Origin of the sequence: Bradyrhizobium cajani (assembly GCF_009759665.1) — a bacterium.
Lineage (GTDB): Bacteria > Pseudomonadota > Alphaproteobacteria > Rhizobiales > Xanthobacteraceae > Bradyrhizobium > Bradyrhizobium cajani.
In genome coordinates this window covers 50,145-63,767 of record NZ_WQNE01000032.1, presented here as the reverse complement: position 1 = coordinate 63,767, position 13,623 = coordinate 50,145, and the positions used below count along the sequence as shown (strand labels likewise).

14 protein-coding genes are annotated in these 13,623 nt (G+C 66.4%); 9 read left to right on the top strand and 5 right to left on the bottom strand.

Features of this window, described 5'->3' with window-relative positions; translation table 11 throughout:
* The first annotated feature begins 128 nt into the window (after positions 1 to 128).
* From GPL20_RS39715 to GPL20_RS30115, 4 genes are read left to right on the top strand one after another with little or no spacing between them, the layout of a single operon-like run.
* Entirely contained in the window at positions 129 to 335 is a 207-nt protein-coding gene (locus tag GPL20_RS39715; RefSeq protein WP_157334562.1) for a hemin uptake protein HemP, read from the top strand.
* 6 nt (positions 336 to 341) lie between these two features.
* Complete coding sequence (locus GPL20_RS30125; protein ID WP_157334560.1) at positions 342 to 1,292, top strand: heme/hemin ABC transporter substrate-binding protein; 951 nt, start codon at positions 342 to 344, stop codon at positions 1,290 to 1,292.
* Positions 1,289 to 2,386 carry a FecCD family ABC transporter permease gene (locus GPL20_RS30120; protein ID WP_157334558.1) on the top strand — a complete coding sequence of 366 codons (1,098 nt, stop codon included), beginning with the start codon at positions 1,289 to 1,291 and terminating at the stop codon, positions 2,384 to 2,386. Before GPL20_RS30125 ends, GPL20_RS30120 begins: the two co-directional genes overlap by 4 nt.
* Entirely contained in the window at positions 2,383 to 3,213 is an 831-nt protein-coding gene (locus tag GPL20_RS30115; protein WP_157334556.1) for a heme ABC transporter ATP-binding protein, read from the top strand. Before GPL20_RS30120 ends, GPL20_RS30115 begins: the two co-directional genes overlap by 4 nt.
* 104 nt (positions 3,214 to 3,317) lie before the next feature.
* Here GPL20_RS30115 and GPL20_RS30110 read toward each other — a convergent pair whose 3' ends face one another.
* Complete coding sequence (locus GPL20_RS30110) at positions 3,318 to 5,000, bottom strand: mucoidy inhibitor MuiA family protein (RefSeq protein ID WP_157334554.1); 1,683 nt, start codon at positions 4,998 to 5,000, stop codon at positions 3,318 to 3,320.
* 276 nt (positions 5,001 to 5,276) lie between these two features.
* Entirely contained in the window at positions 5,277 to 5,891 is a 615-nt protein-coding gene (locus GPL20_RS30100) for a response regulator transcription factor (RefSeq protein WP_157334550.1), read from the bottom strand.
* 205 nt (positions 5,892 to 6,096) lie between these two features.
* Here GPL20_RS30100 and GPL20_RS30095 point away from each other — a divergent pair, with 205 nt between their 5' ends.
* Positions 6,097 to 7,134, top strand: a complete 1,038-nt coding sequence (locus tag GPL20_RS30095; protein ID WP_157334548.1) for an AraC family transcriptional regulator — start codon at positions 6,097 to 6,099, stop codon at positions 7,132 to 7,134.
* A gap of 2 nt (positions 7,135 to 7,136) precedes the next feature.
* On the opposite strand, the gene GPL20_RS30090 is transcribed toward GPL20_RS30095, so the two are convergent.
* Positions 7,137 to 8,348: an NnrS family protein gene (locus GPL20_RS30090; protein ID WP_157334546.1), complete on the bottom strand. Its 1,212-nt coding sequence runs from the start codon at positions 8,346 to 8,348 to the stop codon at positions 7,137 to 7,139.
* A gap of 129 nt (positions 8,349 to 8,477) precedes the next feature.
* Between GPL20_RS30090 and GPL20_RS30085 the strand changes: the two genes are divergently transcribed.
* The gene (locus tag GPL20_RS30085; RefSeq protein ID WP_157334544.1) at positions 8,478 to 9,188 is read left to right on the top strand and encodes a Crp/Fnr family transcriptional regulator; all 711 of its coding nucleotides are present in this window, start codon (positions 8,478 to 8,480) and stop codon (positions 9,186 to 9,188) included.
* 113 nt (positions 9,189 to 9,301) lie between these two features.
* Here the strand turns inward: GPL20_RS30085 and GPL20_RS30080 are convergent, their stop codons facing one another.
* Both GPL20_RS30080 and hemN read right to left on the bottom strand, forming a co-directional pair.
* Positions 9,302 to 9,499, bottom strand: a complete 198-nt coding sequence (locus tag GPL20_RS30080; protein ID WP_157334542.1) for a DUF1858 domain-containing protein — start codon at positions 9,497 to 9,499, stop codon at positions 9,302 to 9,304.
* A gap of 188 nt (positions 9,500 to 9,687) precedes the next feature.
* On the bottom strand, positions 9,688 to 11,040 hold the full coding sequence (gene hemN, locus GPL20_RS30075) for an oxygen-independent coproporphyrinogen III oxidase (RefSeq protein WP_157334540.1): 1,353 nt from the start codon (positions 11,038 to 11,040) through the stop codon (positions 9,688 to 9,690).
* A gap of 208 nt (positions 11,041 to 11,248) precedes the next feature.
* Here hemN and GPL20_RS30070 point away from each other — a divergent pair, with 208 nt between their 5' ends.
* The 3 genes from GPL20_RS30070 (at position 11,249) to nirK (ending at position 13,589) form a co-directional block, all read left to right on the top strand.
* Positions 11,249 to 11,449, top strand: coding sequence for a hypothetical protein (locus tag GPL20_RS30070; protein ID WP_157334538.1), 201 nt, complete (start codon positions 11,249 to 11,251; stop codon positions 11,447 to 11,449).
* Between the two features lie 25 nt (positions 11,450 to 11,474).
* Positions 11,475 to 12,341: a copper chaperone PCu(A)C domain-containing protein gene (locus GPL20_RS40330; protein ID WP_157334535.1), complete on the top strand. Its 867-nt coding sequence runs from the start codon at positions 11,475 to 11,477 to the stop codon at positions 12,339 to 12,341.
* A gap of 123 nt (positions 12,342 to 12,464) precedes the next feature.
* Positions 12,465 to 13,589 (top strand): copper-containing nitrite reductase, encoded by a 1,125-nt coding sequence (gene nirK, locus GPL20_RS30060; RefSeq protein ID WP_167533285.1) that lies wholly within the window; start codon positions 12,465 to 12,467, stop codon positions 13,587 to 13,589.
* The last annotated feature ends 34 nt before the right edge of the window (positions 13,590 to 13,623 follow it).

Here is a 13,623-nt window from a genome sequence, read left to right as displayed (position 1 = left end):
ACACTCTGACGGTCAATGTCACAAGGTTGCAGTTTATATCGATTGTAAATTGCCGCCGTTGGAATGCCCTTCGCGGCGCTTATACAAGCAGGACGCATCTGAAATCTTGAAAGCGCATCACACCAACAATGTCAGCAACGTCCGGAGACAGTAGCGACGGCGCGGCAGGGCCGGCAGGAAGCCCTTCTGCAACAACGAGAACCCTCACCATGCGAGGGAGCCGGATCGACAGCCGCGAGCTGTTCGCGGCCGAGCGCGAGATCATCATCGCGCATGGCGAGGACGCCTATCGCCTGCGCCTGACGTCGCAAAACAAGCTGATCCTGACGAAGTGAACCGCAATGACATTTTGTCGCACCCTCCCAGGTCTCCTGCTTTCCGGCACGATCGCGCTCGCGTCCACCGCGCACGCCGCCGGCATCACGGTGCATGACGCCCGCAACCGTGATGTCACTGTTGCCGACTTCGCGCGCACGGTCTCGATCGGCGGCGCCATCACCGAGATCCTGTATGCGCTCGGGCTCGAGAGCCGGCTGGTCGGCGTCGACACCACGAGCCTCTATCCGGCAGCGGCGCTGCACGACAAACCCAATGTCGGCTACATGCGCCAGATCTCGGCTGAGGGCGTATTGGGCCTCAATCCCACGCTGATCCTGGCGATCCAGGGATCTGGCCCGCGCGAGACCATGGACATCCTGGAGACCGCAAAGGTGCCGCTGGTGCTGGTGCCCGAGACCTTTTCCGAGGACGGCCTGATCGAGAAGATCAAGCTGGTCGGCCACGCCATGGGCGTCGACGCGCGCGCCGAATGCCTGAGCACCGCGGTCGGCGCCGATCTCGCACAGCTCCGCGCACTGCGCGCCAAGGTGACCAAGCCGGTGCGCGTGATGTTCGTGATGTCGCTTCAGAACGGGCGAGCCATGGTCGCCGGTCACAAGACCGCGGCCGACGAGGTCATCCAGCTCGCCGGCGCCGCCAATGCCGTCGACGATTACGACGGCTACAAGATCATCGGCGACGAGGCGATCGTCGCGGCCAAGCCCGACGTCGTGCTGTCGATCGAGCGCGGCAAGGACTCGCTCCAGGCCGAGGCGGTGTATACCCATCCCGGCTTTGCACTGACGCCGGTTGCGGCCAACAAGAGCTTCATCACGATGGATGGGCTCTATCTGCTTGGCTTCGGGCCGCGCACGGCGGCGGCGGCGCGCGATCTCTCGGTCAAGCTCTATCCGGCATTGGCCGAAAGCAGCACGTTCACGTCGGCCTTGTCGGCGGCGAATTGCCGGCAATGAGCGTGACGATCGGGACGGATACGCGAAGTCCGCGACGACACGCCGGCACGGGACGGCGATCCGCATCGGTTGCCATTCCCCTGCTCCTCGCAGCGCTGGCGGCGACCGCGATCGTCGCGCTGACCGTCGGCGCTGCCGGCATTCCGCTCTCCCGGCTGCCCACCGCCCTCGGCCTTGCCGGCAACACGACCACCGATGCGGTGACGGCGCGCGACCAGCTCGTGCTGTGGTCGATCCGTATTCCCCGGATCGCAGCGACCGCGATGGTCGGTGGCCTGCTCGCCGCAGCCGGCGCGATCATGCAGGGACTGTTTCGCAATCCGCTCGCCGATCCCGCGCTGGTCGGCGTTTCCAGCGGTGGCGCGCTCGCGGCCGCCAGCGCGATCGTCTTCACCGATTCACGCTTCGGCGAGGCGTTCCGCTTCCTCCAGACCGAGCTGTTGCCGCTCGCAGCCTTCGCCGGCTCGCTGGCAACGACGGCGATCCTCTACGGCATCTCCAGCCGCGCCGGGCGGACGTCGATCGCGATCTTCCTGCTCGCCGGCGTCGCCATCACCGCCATCGCCAATGCCGGCATCGGCCTGCTGGTGTTTATCGCTGACGATCGCCAGCTTCGCGACATTACATTCTGGCTGCTGGGCTCGATGAGCGGCGCGACCTGGACCAAGGCCGCCGTGCTCGCGCCGATCCTCATCATCGGGCTTGCCGCCTGCACCCTCATCGCCCGCGGCCTCGATCTGCTGGTGCTCGGCGAGGCCGACGCCTTTCATGGTGGCGTCGATGTCGAGCGCCTGAAGCGGATCTCGATCGTCATGGTCTCCGCCATGACCGGCGTCGCGGTGTCGGTCAGCGGTGTCATCGGCTTCGTCGGCATCGTGGTGCCGCATCTGCTCCGCCTTATCATCGGGCCGGCGCATCGCCTGCTGTTGCCGGCCTCGGTGCTGCTCGGCGCGATCCTGATGGTCGGCGCCGACACGCTGGCGCGCACCATCGTGGCGCCGGCGGAGATGCCGATCGGGATCCTGACGGCAGCCGTCGGCGCGCCGGTCTTCCTCGGCATCCTACTGCGGCAGCGCGGGCTCACCGTGCTATGAGCGCCGTGATCGAGGCGCGATCCCTGGGCAAGCGCGCCGGCCGCGCGACCCTGCTCGATGGCGTCGGCCTGACGGTTGCAGCCGGCGAGATGGTCGCCATCATCGGCCCGAACGGTGCCGGCAAGTCGACCCTGCTGCGGCTCCTGTCCGGCGATCTCCGCCCGAGCGAAGGCGAGGTGCGCCTCAATCAGCGCGACATCAGCAGCTTCACGCCGCGCGAGCTAGCCGCGCGCCGTGCCATGCTGTCCCAGCACATCAATGTCACCTTCCCCTTCACCGTCGAGGAGATCGTGCTGATGGGCGCGGGCGATCGCAGCATGCGCGACGCCGGCCCCCTCGTCGAGGCCGCGCTCGACGAGGTCGGCCTTTCGCATTTCCGCGCGCGGCAATTGCCGACGCTATCGGGCGGCGAGCAGCAGCGCACCCATTTCGCCCGCGTATTGGTGCAGCTCGCCTGCGGCGAGGCCGCGCATGGACCGGGACTTCTGCTGCTGGACGAGCCGACCTCGAGCCTCGACCTGCGCCACCAGATCGACCTCGTCGAAGCGGCCCGCCGCCGCGCAGCAGGCGGCACGGCCGTGATCGCCATCCTGCACGACCTCAATCTCGCAATCCGCTTCGCCGACCGCCTCGTCGTGCTGAACGGCGGCAAGCTCGCCGCCGACGGCCCGCGGGCCGATGTCGTCACGCGCGAGACCATCCGCGACATTTTCGAGATCGACGCCGTCGTCCATCGGGGCGACGACGGCGTGCCTTACGTGCTGCCGCAGTCGATGCGGGCGGTGATGCCACACCTCTCCCCAACGGGGAGAGGTCGGATTGCGTAGCAATCCGGGTGAGGGGCCGCGGCGTTTAGCGAGACCCCCTCACCCGGCTCGCATCTTTCGATGCGATCCGACCTCTCCCTACGGGAGAGGTGAAGAGACACCGCCTATCCCGCCGGAACGATCACCATGCCCTTGTCCTTCGGCCAGCGGATGCGCCAGACGAAGTTGATGTCCCTGATCTCACCGGGTTTGGCGTCGAACGACCATTCCAGCACGCCGCGCCTGTCGCGGATGTTGCTCGCGGTGGGCGGCGTGGTCGCAGGCAGCATCTCGACCACGATGTCCTCGTTCTCGCTGACCGGCAGCTGGTCCTCGATCGCGACCTTGATCGGGAAATCGTGTCCGTTGCGGACGGTGGTCTTGAACGAACGCTCGTCGGTCTTCGATGTCGCGATCAGGAGACCGGCCGAACCTTCGTTGCGCTTGAGCACTGCGCGCTCGATCTTCACCTTGTCGTCGGCGCCGAAACCAAGCCGCACGATGTCGTCCTTGGCGGACGCCGTAATCTTGCCGCGGCCGACGAAGACGCCGTCGCGATAGATCGCGACCTTGCCCGGCAGCAATGTCGTGTCGTCGGTCTGCTTGAAGCTGGCTTCGAGGTAGGCGGTCGGGTCCATCACCGGTGCCGCCCGCACCGCGAGCTCGGCGAGCACGGTCATCGAAGCGACGCGCAGGCTCTTGGCGCCCTCGTCGGCGCCGAGGCTGACGCGGCCGGGAATCCTGAAGGTGGCCTGGAAATCACCGATCTCGGCAATTGCCTGCTGCTCGTCAGCGCGCTCGCGCGGCTCGGCTTCGGGGGCCTTGGACAATGGCATAAGTTGCGCGGAACGCTCTCGTATGGCTGGCGCAGGCCGCGCTAGGTCCGAGGCCGCGCCAAGCGCCTGCGGCTTCGGCACTTGCGGATATTGCGCGACCAGCGAGTTCAGCTCCGGCGCGCTACCGCCGCGGCCGATGCGCACCGTGGAGACGCCGAGCGTGACGTTGGACCAGTCCTCGCCGGTCGACTGTGTGACCTCGGCGCGGCGGACCAGCTCGAGTTGCGGCTTGCGATCCTTGGCGCCGGTGTCGAGCCGGGCGTCATAGAGCGGCACCCAGCGCGCGTTGCGCACGGCGTAGGTCACCCGCAGCGTCGCCTTGGTCGCCGCGGCCGAGGCGACGTCGATCCGTACCTCCAGCTTGCTCGGCGGCTTGGCCGAGCGCTCGGCTTCGAGCTGTGCGATCTGGCGGTCGATCTCGCGCTGCTTTCGTGTGGCCTCGCGGATCGCGGTGTCTGCGGTCGCGATCTCCTCGCCGACCGCGCCAAAGGCCGCGCGCCATTCGGTGATCGGCCGGGCCTCGCCCTTGTCGCCGAGACCCGCAGGGGACACTTCAGCAAACCGCAGGGCGAATTTGCGCCGCGCCACCGCCGCCTCGATTGCGCCTTGCAGATCTGAGCGCTCGTCCTTGAGCACCTCGATGCGCTTGTCGAGCTCGGGCAGGTTGACCGGGGACGCCGCACGGGGCGGCCGCGCATCGATGGTGCCGATGGTGAGCTTGGCGCCCCCCTCGCCTTCGACGCGAAGGGAGGACGGATCGAGCGAGAGTGGAAAATCCCTGGCGACCAGCGTCGAGTCCCCGGAGGCGAGATCCAACGAAATGACGCGGGTCACGGTGGCGCCGTCGGGATAGACGGTGACGGCGTCGATGGCCGACGTCGCGTCCACATCGGCGGCCCATGATGGTGCCGCCGTGGCCATGGTCACCAGGACCAGGCTCGTCGTTGCCAAATATCTTGCGGTGATGCGCATAAAGTCCCTCCTGCCGGTATCGCCGCGCCGCCAACCGGACGCGCGCGATCAAATGCCTCGCCATCGTGATGAGACGCGGCAGGGAAGGAACCGGTTCGATTGGGGTTTCCGTGGGGCGGCGCGGTGGCCGCACCATGGCCGCGGAACGCACGGCGCGGCGAGCCGCGCCTCAGACCTAAAGCGCGATGAGATTGCGATGAATCGTCATCGCGCTTTAGGTTGTTGTTTGAGCATGATCTTTTCGGAAAACCGCTGCGCGCTTTTCCGGATCATGCTTTAGGCGGGTGAGCCCTGACCGAAGATGCGGCGGAGCAGATCGGTTACGTTGCGGGCGCCGCCCTTCCGCAGGACGCTGGCGCGATAACCCTCGATCGTCCGTGCGCTCAAATGCATGCGCCGGGCGATCTCCTTGTTGGTGAGGCCGGCGGCGAGATGCTCGAGCACGTCGCCTTCGCGCGGCGTCAGGGGTTCGCAGCCGGGCAGCCAGCGCTGGCGGTTTGAACCGGGCTGCGCGAATTCGTCGATGGCCGCATCGATCCGGCCGATGATGTCATGGCTACGGAACGGCTTTTCGATGAAGTCGGCCGCGCCGCTCTTGATGGCGTCGACTGCCATGGCGATGCTGCCGTTCGCCGAGGTCACCAGCACCGGCGCCATGCAATTTTCCTCGCGCAGCCGCCTGAGCACGTCGAGGCCGGAGCGATCCGGCGGCATCTCCAGCAGCACGCAGGCCGGCATCCGCGCTCTCGTCTCCGACAGCAGCGAGGCGCCGTCGGCAAAGCAGATCACGTCATAGGCGCTCTGTTGGAGCGCGGCGGAAAGTTGTTCGCGCGAGGTCGCGTCAGTTTCAATGACGAATACCTCACCCTTGGAAAGCGTGTTCCCAGGCATAATCCCGATCCAGCAATGTCTTGGTCAAATGGCCCGAGACGGCAGCGGGCCCGCTTCACCCAGCCGCGCCGTCGTGAGCACGGCATTGGCGCCAGTGCTTCGGTTTCCCTTATGTATGTTCCACTCTGTTCCCGGATTTGACGGATCGGGACAGAAACTTTACATTTCGGGACATCTGCGGGAATGGCTGGCAGGACCGGCTCGCATGACCGACCTCATTCGCAGCGCAGGCTTGAGCTATTACCCGGAAGTCGCCCGGTCGGTCGGGCTCGACCCCCGGCAGATGATGCGCAAGGTCAGGCTGCCGCTGGCCTGCCTCGACAAGCCCGACACGCCCATCGCCGTCGCGGGCCTGCGCCGTCTGCTCGAATTGTCGGCAGAGGCGTCCGGCGCCGAAGATTTCGGCTTGCGCCTCGCCGAGCGCGGCGGGCTGACCAATTTCGGCGCGGTTGGTTTGATCGTGCGCGAACAGGCGACCGTCGGCGAAGCTATCGAAGCATTCTCACGCTTCATTCATGTCCATCACGACGGCATGCGGCTGGGCGTCTCGCATGACAAGCACACCGTGACCATTGCGCTGCATCTGCGCGGCCGGCGGCCGACCGCGCCGCGCCAGGCGATCGACATGGCGCTCGGCAGCGTCCACCGCATCATCCAGTCCCTGTTCAGCAGCGATTGGCGGCCGCAGGAGGTGCATCTGCATTATCCGCCGCCGCACGACTGCAAGCGCTATCGCGAATTCTTCGGCTGCCGCGTGACCTTCAATGCCGACGACGATTCGATCGTGCTGTCGGCGCACGACATGGCGCGCCGGATCCCGAGCGCGCATCCGCTGATCGCGAGCTATCTGCGCAAGCGGATCGAGGCGATCGAGACGCGGCCCGCAAGCTGGGAGGCAAAGGTCGACGAGGTCGTGCGCATCCTGCTCGCCAGCGGTGACTGCACGGTCGAGCGCGTGGCCGAGCATCTCGCCTGCACCCGCCGCACCGTCCACCGCCACCTCGCCGCATCAGGCACCAGCTTCTCGGCCATCCTCGATGCGCAGCGCGCCGATCTCGTGACGCAGTTGATCGACGATCCCGGCCGGCCGCTGGCCGACATCGCCGTGCAGCTCGGCTTCTCCGCCCAGAGCGCCATGGCGCGCTGGTTCCGCGGCCGCTTCGGCTGCTCCATCACCGAATGGCGCAAGGGCGTGCGACCGCTGGCGAAGCCGGCCGAAATCCCTTCGGCGTCGGCCGCCTGAGGTCAGCGTGCCGGAGCCGGCACGCCGATGATGGCCAGTGCGCGCATGCGGGCGCCGGCGAGCAGCGGACCGAACGCAATCGCAAAGCCGAGGAACGCGATGACCCAGCCGCAGGCGGCGATGTGCAGCAGCGCATCGCTATGCGCCGGCAGCACCACGGCAGCGACCCGCGCCAGCGCCGCGACGATGACCGCGACATAGATTCCCTGCGTCGCCGGTGAGGCCGTCAGGGCCTGTCCGGTATGGCCGAGGCTCGCGCGCGTCATCACCGCGAGCGTCATGGTGCCGGCCGCGCCCGCCATCCAGGCGTGAAGGCCCGCGCTCGGCGGCAGCGCGCCGAATACGGCCATGGCATGCAGCAGGAAACCGAGCGGCACGAAGAGGTAGCCGACATGGAGGATCAGGAGCAGCCGCTCGCGGAAGGTACGGTCGCCGGCCCAGCGTGCGAGTCGCACCAGATGCAGCGCGCCGACCAAAGCCATCGCAACGCCGGTGATCGTGCTCAGGGGCGACGCGATCCACGCGATCAGCGCCAGCGCACTGCATCCGATCACCGCGCCGTCGAACCGACCGAACGGCACCGGCAGGCGGCCGGGATTGAACTTGACCAGCCAGTTACGGGTGAAGCTCGGAATGATGCGGCCGCCGATCAGCGCGATCAGCAGCACGACCACACTGACGCCGACGCGGATGCTGATATCGGCCGCGCCCTGGTAATGCGCTTCGAGATGAAAGCCGACATTGCCGGCGAGCAGCATCAGCACCAGCATCACCACCGGCAGGTTGCGCCAGTTGCCGCCCGCGATGATCTCGCGCGTCGCAGCGGCGACGACCAGCGCCAGGAAAGCGGCATCGACGACCAGTGCCAACGCCCAGCCGGTGTCTGCGGACAGCGTCACTGCGACGCGCCCGCCGAGCCAGACCACCAGCAGCGCGCCCAGCGACGTGCCCTGGATCGGCAGCCGCCCGGTCCAGTTCGGGATCGCCGTGAACAGGAAGCCCGTGATCACCGCCGGGAGGAAGCCATAAAGCATCTCGTGGACGTGCCAGTCGCGCGGCGCGAACGCCGAGCTCACCGACAATTCACCGTAAAACATCGGCAGCCAGGCCAGGATCGATAGCCCGGCCTGAATCGCGCCCAGCAGGAAGAAGGGCCGGAAGCTGTTGGCAAACAGCGGCCAGCCCTTCGGATTACGGGATCGGGCACCAGCCATGGGGGGACTCCAGTAAATTTCAGACCATGTCTGGAAAAATACTGCCGCTCCGGCCGGCTGGTTTTGCGCTATCGCAAACACCCCGACGATTGCAGGTGCCATCACACTCCCGAGCGCCAAGGAGGCAAAATGGCCAAGGTCGACACATCGCTGGTTGCGCATTTGCCGCTGTTTGCCGGGGTCAGCCCGGACGCCCTCGACGAGATCCTGCGCGAGGCCCGCTCGGCGCGCTATCCCAGGAACAGCGCCATCTTCGAGCAGGGCGCAGACGCGCAATCCTTCTTCCTGCTGCTGCACGGCCATGTCCGCGCGGCCAAGACCACGCCGACCGGCGAGCAGATCGTGGTGCGCTATGTCGCCCCCGGCGAGACCTTCGGCCTCGCAATGGCGATCGGAGCGGCGCGCTATCCGGCGACCGCGATCGCGGTCGACGACAGCGTGGTGCTGATCTGGCCGACTTCGGCCTGGCCGCGCCTGGTCGAACGGTTCCCCGCGCTCGCCGCCAACACCCTCCAGACCGTCGGCACGCGGCTTCAGGAAAGCCACACCCGTATCCTGGAGATATCGACCCAACAGGTCGAGCAGCGCGTCGCACACGCCCTGCTCCGCCTCGCCAAGCAGTCCGGCAAGAAACTCGACCACGGCATCGAGATCGACTTCCCGATCAGCCGCCAGGACATCGCACAGATGACCGGCACCACGCTGCACACCGTCAGCCGCATCCTGAGCGGCTGGGAGAGCCAGGGCCTCGTCGAGAGTGGCCGTCAGCGCATCATCCTGCGCGAACCGCACAGGATCGTCGTGCTGGCGGAGCAGAGCCCCGACAGCGGCGCGGCGTGAGAGCAGCGCCAGGACGTTTTCCCTGAAGATCGGGGTGAGAGGCGCTCCGCTTACGGCGAAAGCGCCTCCTCACCCGGGAATCCGCGCGCGACCCGCGCGAATTCCGGACCGCTTCACGCCGGCACGCAGTCGCATAGCGCGGCGAGGAATTTCTCGCGATCGATGCCATGCTCGCGGCAGGCGTCATCCACCGTGTGGAAGGTTGCGATCGGACAGCCGACACAGGCCATCCTGAAGGCGAGAAACACGCGGATCGTGTGCGGCGCCGAACGCATGATGTCATCGACCAGATCGTCGGATCGGAAAGGCATGGACAACTCCGTTCCGAAACGACGATAGCGGCGAGCGGCGGGGGTTCTTTGTTGGAGCGCAAGCACAGTTGTCATTCCGGGGCGCGCGCAGCGCGAACCCGGAATCCATCGGGCAGCAAGTCATGCGGTGAAATGGATTCCGGGTTCGCGCCAAAGAGGCGCGCCCCGGAATGACGGAAGGAGAGAGCTCACACAGCCCGGCTGTGCAGCTGCTTTCCCGGATCCAGATGCGCGTCGAACGCGGCCGCGACGCTGCGGACCAGGAAGCGCGAGTCCTTTGCGACCGCGAGCCGGTCGCCGTCCAGCCTGACGACGCCATCCGAGATCAGCGGCTTCAGACGCGACGCCGACTTCAGCATCGCCTCGGGCTCCGCGCCATGGCGCGCGCAGATGTCGCCGAGATCGACACCGAACTCGCACATGATGCGCTCGATGATGTCGGCGCGCAGCCGGTCGTCGTCGGTGAGACCATAGCCCTTCGCGGTCGCGAGACGGCCGGCGGTGATGCCCTGCGCATAAGCGCCGATCTGCACCTCGTTCTGGATATAGCCCTGCGGGAGATGCCCGATCGCACTTGCGCCGAAACCGAGCAGAACCTCGCCCTGGTCGGTGGTATAGCCCTGGAAATTACGTCGCAGCGTCCGCTCCTTGAAGGCCACCGCCATCGAATCGTCGGGTCGCGCGAAATGATCGAGCCCGATCTGCACGTAACCGGCCTCCTTCAGCGCATTCGCGATCGCGCAGGCCTGGTCGTGACGCGCAAGGCCATCGGGCAGGACGCTCTCGTTGATCATGCGCTGGTGCTTCTTGAATTCGGGCACATGAGCGTAGCCGAACACCGAGAAGCGGTCAGGCGCGAGCGAGAGGCTGCGCCGGACCGTATCCAGGCACGAGGCGACGGTCTGGTGCGGCAGCCCGTAGATCAGGTCGAAGTTGATGCCGTTGATGCCGGCGCGCCTCAGCATGTCGACGACGGACGCCGTCTGCTCGAAGCTCTGAACGCGGTTGATCGCGCGCTGCACGACGGGATCAAAGCTCTGCACCCCGAGGCTCGCGCGGTTGACGCCCGAGAGCCGCATGGCTTCGACCATGTCGGCGGTCAATGTCCGGGGATCGATCTCGACGGCGATCTCGGCCGACGGCAGCACGAAGAACGCGTGGCGCATCTCCGCCACCAACTCGGCAAACGCCTCCGGCGCCATGATCGTCGGTGTGCCGCCGCCGAAATGGATGTGTTCGACCTTGATGCGGCGGCCGATGGTATCGGCGACCAGTGCGATCTCGCTGCGCAGCGTCCGCTGATAGGCCGCGATCAACTCGTCGCGGCGGACGATCTGGGTATGGCAGCCGCAATACCAGCACATCTCGCGACAGAACGGCACATGCAGGTAGAGTGACGCGCTGGCTCCAGCCGGGAGCTGGGCGAGCCACCCAGCGTAGGTCTTTGCGCCGATCGCAGCCGAAAAATGCGGCGCGGTCGGGTAGCTGGTGTAGCGCGGCAGACGTTCTTCGCCATAGCTCGCTGCGAGATCGACTCTCATATCTTACCCATTCGTAAATTTCGGCCGCGTAAAGGCATCGCGGCAAATCACGGAGTGCATTCAGCTAACCCGGATCGGCGAGAGCGACCTTGCGCTCGCGCAAAGTCGGCCAGGGGCAGCAGCGGAAACCTTGCGCTCGCGCAAAGCGGTCCAGCGGGTTCCGCGTCATGGTCGCGATCAATCGCGCGGCCATTTGGAGCGTCCTGCCATGAGGTTTCTCGCACTCGAACTGATTCTCTCCCTGCTCGACGTTCGCGGCCATATCCCGCGCTTCGACGACTTCCGGCCGGCACCGGCGGCGCCGGCCCCGGGCGGCGCCGTGCGGGCTGTGGCGGCGGCGATCGCGGTCTTCATCGTGCTCGCGCTGGCGGTCTGGACGACGGTCTGGCTTGCCGTCAACATCTTCTAGCCGCGTCGTCGCGAAAGCCCTCGTCATGATCCCATCCAAGCAAACTTTCGCGGGCGCAGTCGCCCTGTCGTGCCTGGTCTGGCTGCCCGCTTTCGCCGCCGATACCACCAGCGGCGATCTCGTCGTCACCAGGGCCTGGAGCCGGGCGACGCCCGGCGGCGCCAAGGTGGCCGGCGGCTATCTCACGATCGAGAACAGGGGGCGCAGGCCGGAGCGGTTGAAGACCGCCTCGACCGCGCATGCGCTCAAGACCGAGATTCACGAGATGGCCATCAGCGCCGGCGTCATGACCATGCGCCCGCTGGACGACGGTCTCGTCATCGCCCCCGGACAATCCGTCACGCTTGCACCCGGCGGCGGACATTTGATGTTCATCGGCCTCGATGCACCGCTGCGCGTCGGCGAGCAGGTCCCGGTGACGCTCTCGTTCGAGCATGCCGGCGAGGTGAAAGTTACGCTCGACGTCCAGGCCATCGGCGCGCAGGCGCCGGCAAGGACGGAGACTGCGGAGCCCTTTCGCCGCGCGGAGCATGCGACGCCCGTTTCGCCGGCAACGACCTCCGAGGCGGACGAGAGCTTCTTCACGCATCTCCACGCCGAAAAGGCGATGGCGAACGTCACGGTGTCGCCCGGCCGCGCCGGACCGGTCGAGATCGCGATCCAGCTCGAAGATGCGAACGAGTTGCCGCTGAGCGCCGAAGCGGTGGCTGTCACGCTCACCAATCCCGAGCACGGCGTGGCGCCGGTGACGGCAAACGCCGAGCGCGTCGGCAACGATCAGTGGCGGGTCAGGATGTCGGCACCGCTGCCCGGCCGCTGGTCGCTCGGCCTCGACATCCGCATCACGTCCTCGGACGCGGTGAACGTCGTGTCACCAATTCTGCTCCGGTAAACCACCTATGTACTGCAGCGGAAGCAAATCAGGCAAAAGCTTGTCGCAGCGCAAACACTCTTGCAGCGATAGGCGCACACTGCATCCCGTCATCAAGACCATTTCAGATGAAGGATGCTTCCGATGTTCACCCGCAGAGCCGCATTGATCAGCGCTGCCGCTACCGCCCTGATGCTGGCGACCCCCGCTCTCGCCGCCGATGATCTCAAGCTGCCGCGTCAGAAGGTGGAGCTGGTTGCTCCTCCCTTCGTGCATGCGCACGAACAGGCGACCAAGCAGGGCCCCAAGATCATCGAGTTCAAGCTCACGATCGAGGAGAAGAAGGTCGTCATCGACGAGAAGGGCACGACCTTCCAGGCGATGACCTTCAACGGCTCGATGCCGGGCCCGCTGATGGTCGTGCATGAGGGCGACTACGTCGAAACGACGCTGGTCAATCCCGCGACCAACACCATGCCGCACAATATCGACTTCCATTCCGCGACCGGCGCGCTCGGCGGCGGCGCGCTCACCCTGATCAATCCCGGCGAGCAGGTCGTGCTGCGCTGGAAGGCGACCAAGACCGGCGTGTTCGTCTACCACTGCGCGCCGGGCGGCCCGATGATCCCCTGGCACGTCGTCTCCGGCATGAACGGCGCCGTGATGGTGCTGCCGCGTGACGGCCTCAACGACGGCAAGGGCCACGCGCTGAAATACGACAAGGTCTACTACATCGGCGAGCAGGACATGTACGTGCCGCGCGACGAGAAGGGCAATTTCAAGTCCTACGAGTCCCCGGGCGAAGCCTTCACCGAAACTGAAGAGGTGATGAAGAAGCTCACGCCGACCCATGTCGTGTTCAACGGCAAGGCCGGCGCGCTGACCGGCAAGAGCGCACTCACCGCCAATGTCGGCGAGAACGTGCTGATCGTCCACTCGCAGGCCAATCGCGACAGCCGTCCGCACCTGATCGGCGGCCATGGCGATTATGTCTGGGAGACCGGCAAGTTCGGCAATGCACCCGAGGTCGGGCTCGAGACCTGGTTCATCCGCGGCGGCTCGGCAGGAGCGGCGCTGTACAAGTTCCTGCAACCCGGCATCTACGCCTATGTCACGCATAACCTGATCGAGGCCGCAGATCTCGGCGCCACCGCGCACTTCAAGGTCGAAGGCAAGTGGAACGACGATCTGATGACCCAGGTGAAGGCCCCTGCGGAGATCCCGCCGCAGACACAAGGCGCCCTGGAGACCGGCCGCAAGACCAACTGACAAGCAAAGGGGCCGGCAAATCGCCGGCCCCTTT

Coding starts and splice junctions, on each gene's coding strand:
- GPL20_RS39715 (WP_157334562.1), top strand. CDS start 129: ATGTCAGCAACGTCCGGAGACAGTAGCGACGGCGCGGCAGGGCCGGCA.
- GPL20_RS30125 (WP_157334560.1), top strand. CDS start 342: ATGACATTTTGTCGCACCCTCCCAGGTCTCCTGCTTTCCGGCACGATC.
- GPL20_RS30120 (WP_157334558.1), top strand. CDS start 1,289: ATGAGCGTGACGATCGGGACGGATACGCGAAGTCCGCGACGACACGCC.
- GPL20_RS30115 (WP_157334556.1), top strand. CDS start 2,383: ATGAGCGCCGTGATCGAGGCGCGATCCCTGGGCAAGCGCGCCGGCCGC.
- GPL20_RS30110 (WP_157334554.1), bottom strand. CDS start 5,000: ATGCGCATCACCGCAAGATATTTGGCAACGACGAGCCTGGTCCTGGTG.
- GPL20_RS30100 (WP_157334550.1), bottom strand. CDS start 5,891: ATGCCTGGGAACACGCTTTCCAAGGGTGAGGTATTCGTCATTGAAACT.
- GPL20_RS30095 (WP_157334548.1), top strand. CDS start 6,097: ATGACCGACCTCATTCGCAGCGCAGGCTTGAGCTATTACCCGGAAGTC.
- GPL20_RS30090 (WP_157334546.1), bottom strand. CDS start 8,348: ATGGCTGGTGCCCGATCCCGTAATCCGAAGGGCTGGCCGCTGTTTGCC.
- GPL20_RS30085 (WP_157334544.1), top strand. CDS start 8,478: ATGGCCAAGGTCGACACATCGCTGGTTGCGCATTTGCCGCTGTTTGCC.
- GPL20_RS30080 (WP_157334542.1), bottom strand. CDS start 9,499: ATGCCTTTCCGATCCGACGATCTGGTCGATGACATCATGCGTTCGGCG.
- hemN (WP_157334540.1), bottom strand. CDS start 11,040: ATGAGAGTCGATCTCGCAGCGAGCTATGGCGAAGAACGTCTGCCGCGC.
- GPL20_RS30070 (WP_157334538.1), top strand. CDS start 11,249: ATGAGGTTTCTCGCACTCGAACTGATTCTCTCCCTGCTCGACGTTCGC.
- GPL20_RS40330 (WP_157334535.1), top strand. CDS start 11,475: ATGATCCCATCCAAGCAAACTTTCGCGGGCGCAGTCGCCCTGTCGTGC.
- nirK (WP_167533285.1), top strand. CDS start 12,465: ATGTTCACCCGCAGAGCCGCATTGATCAGCGCTGCCGCTACCGCCCTG.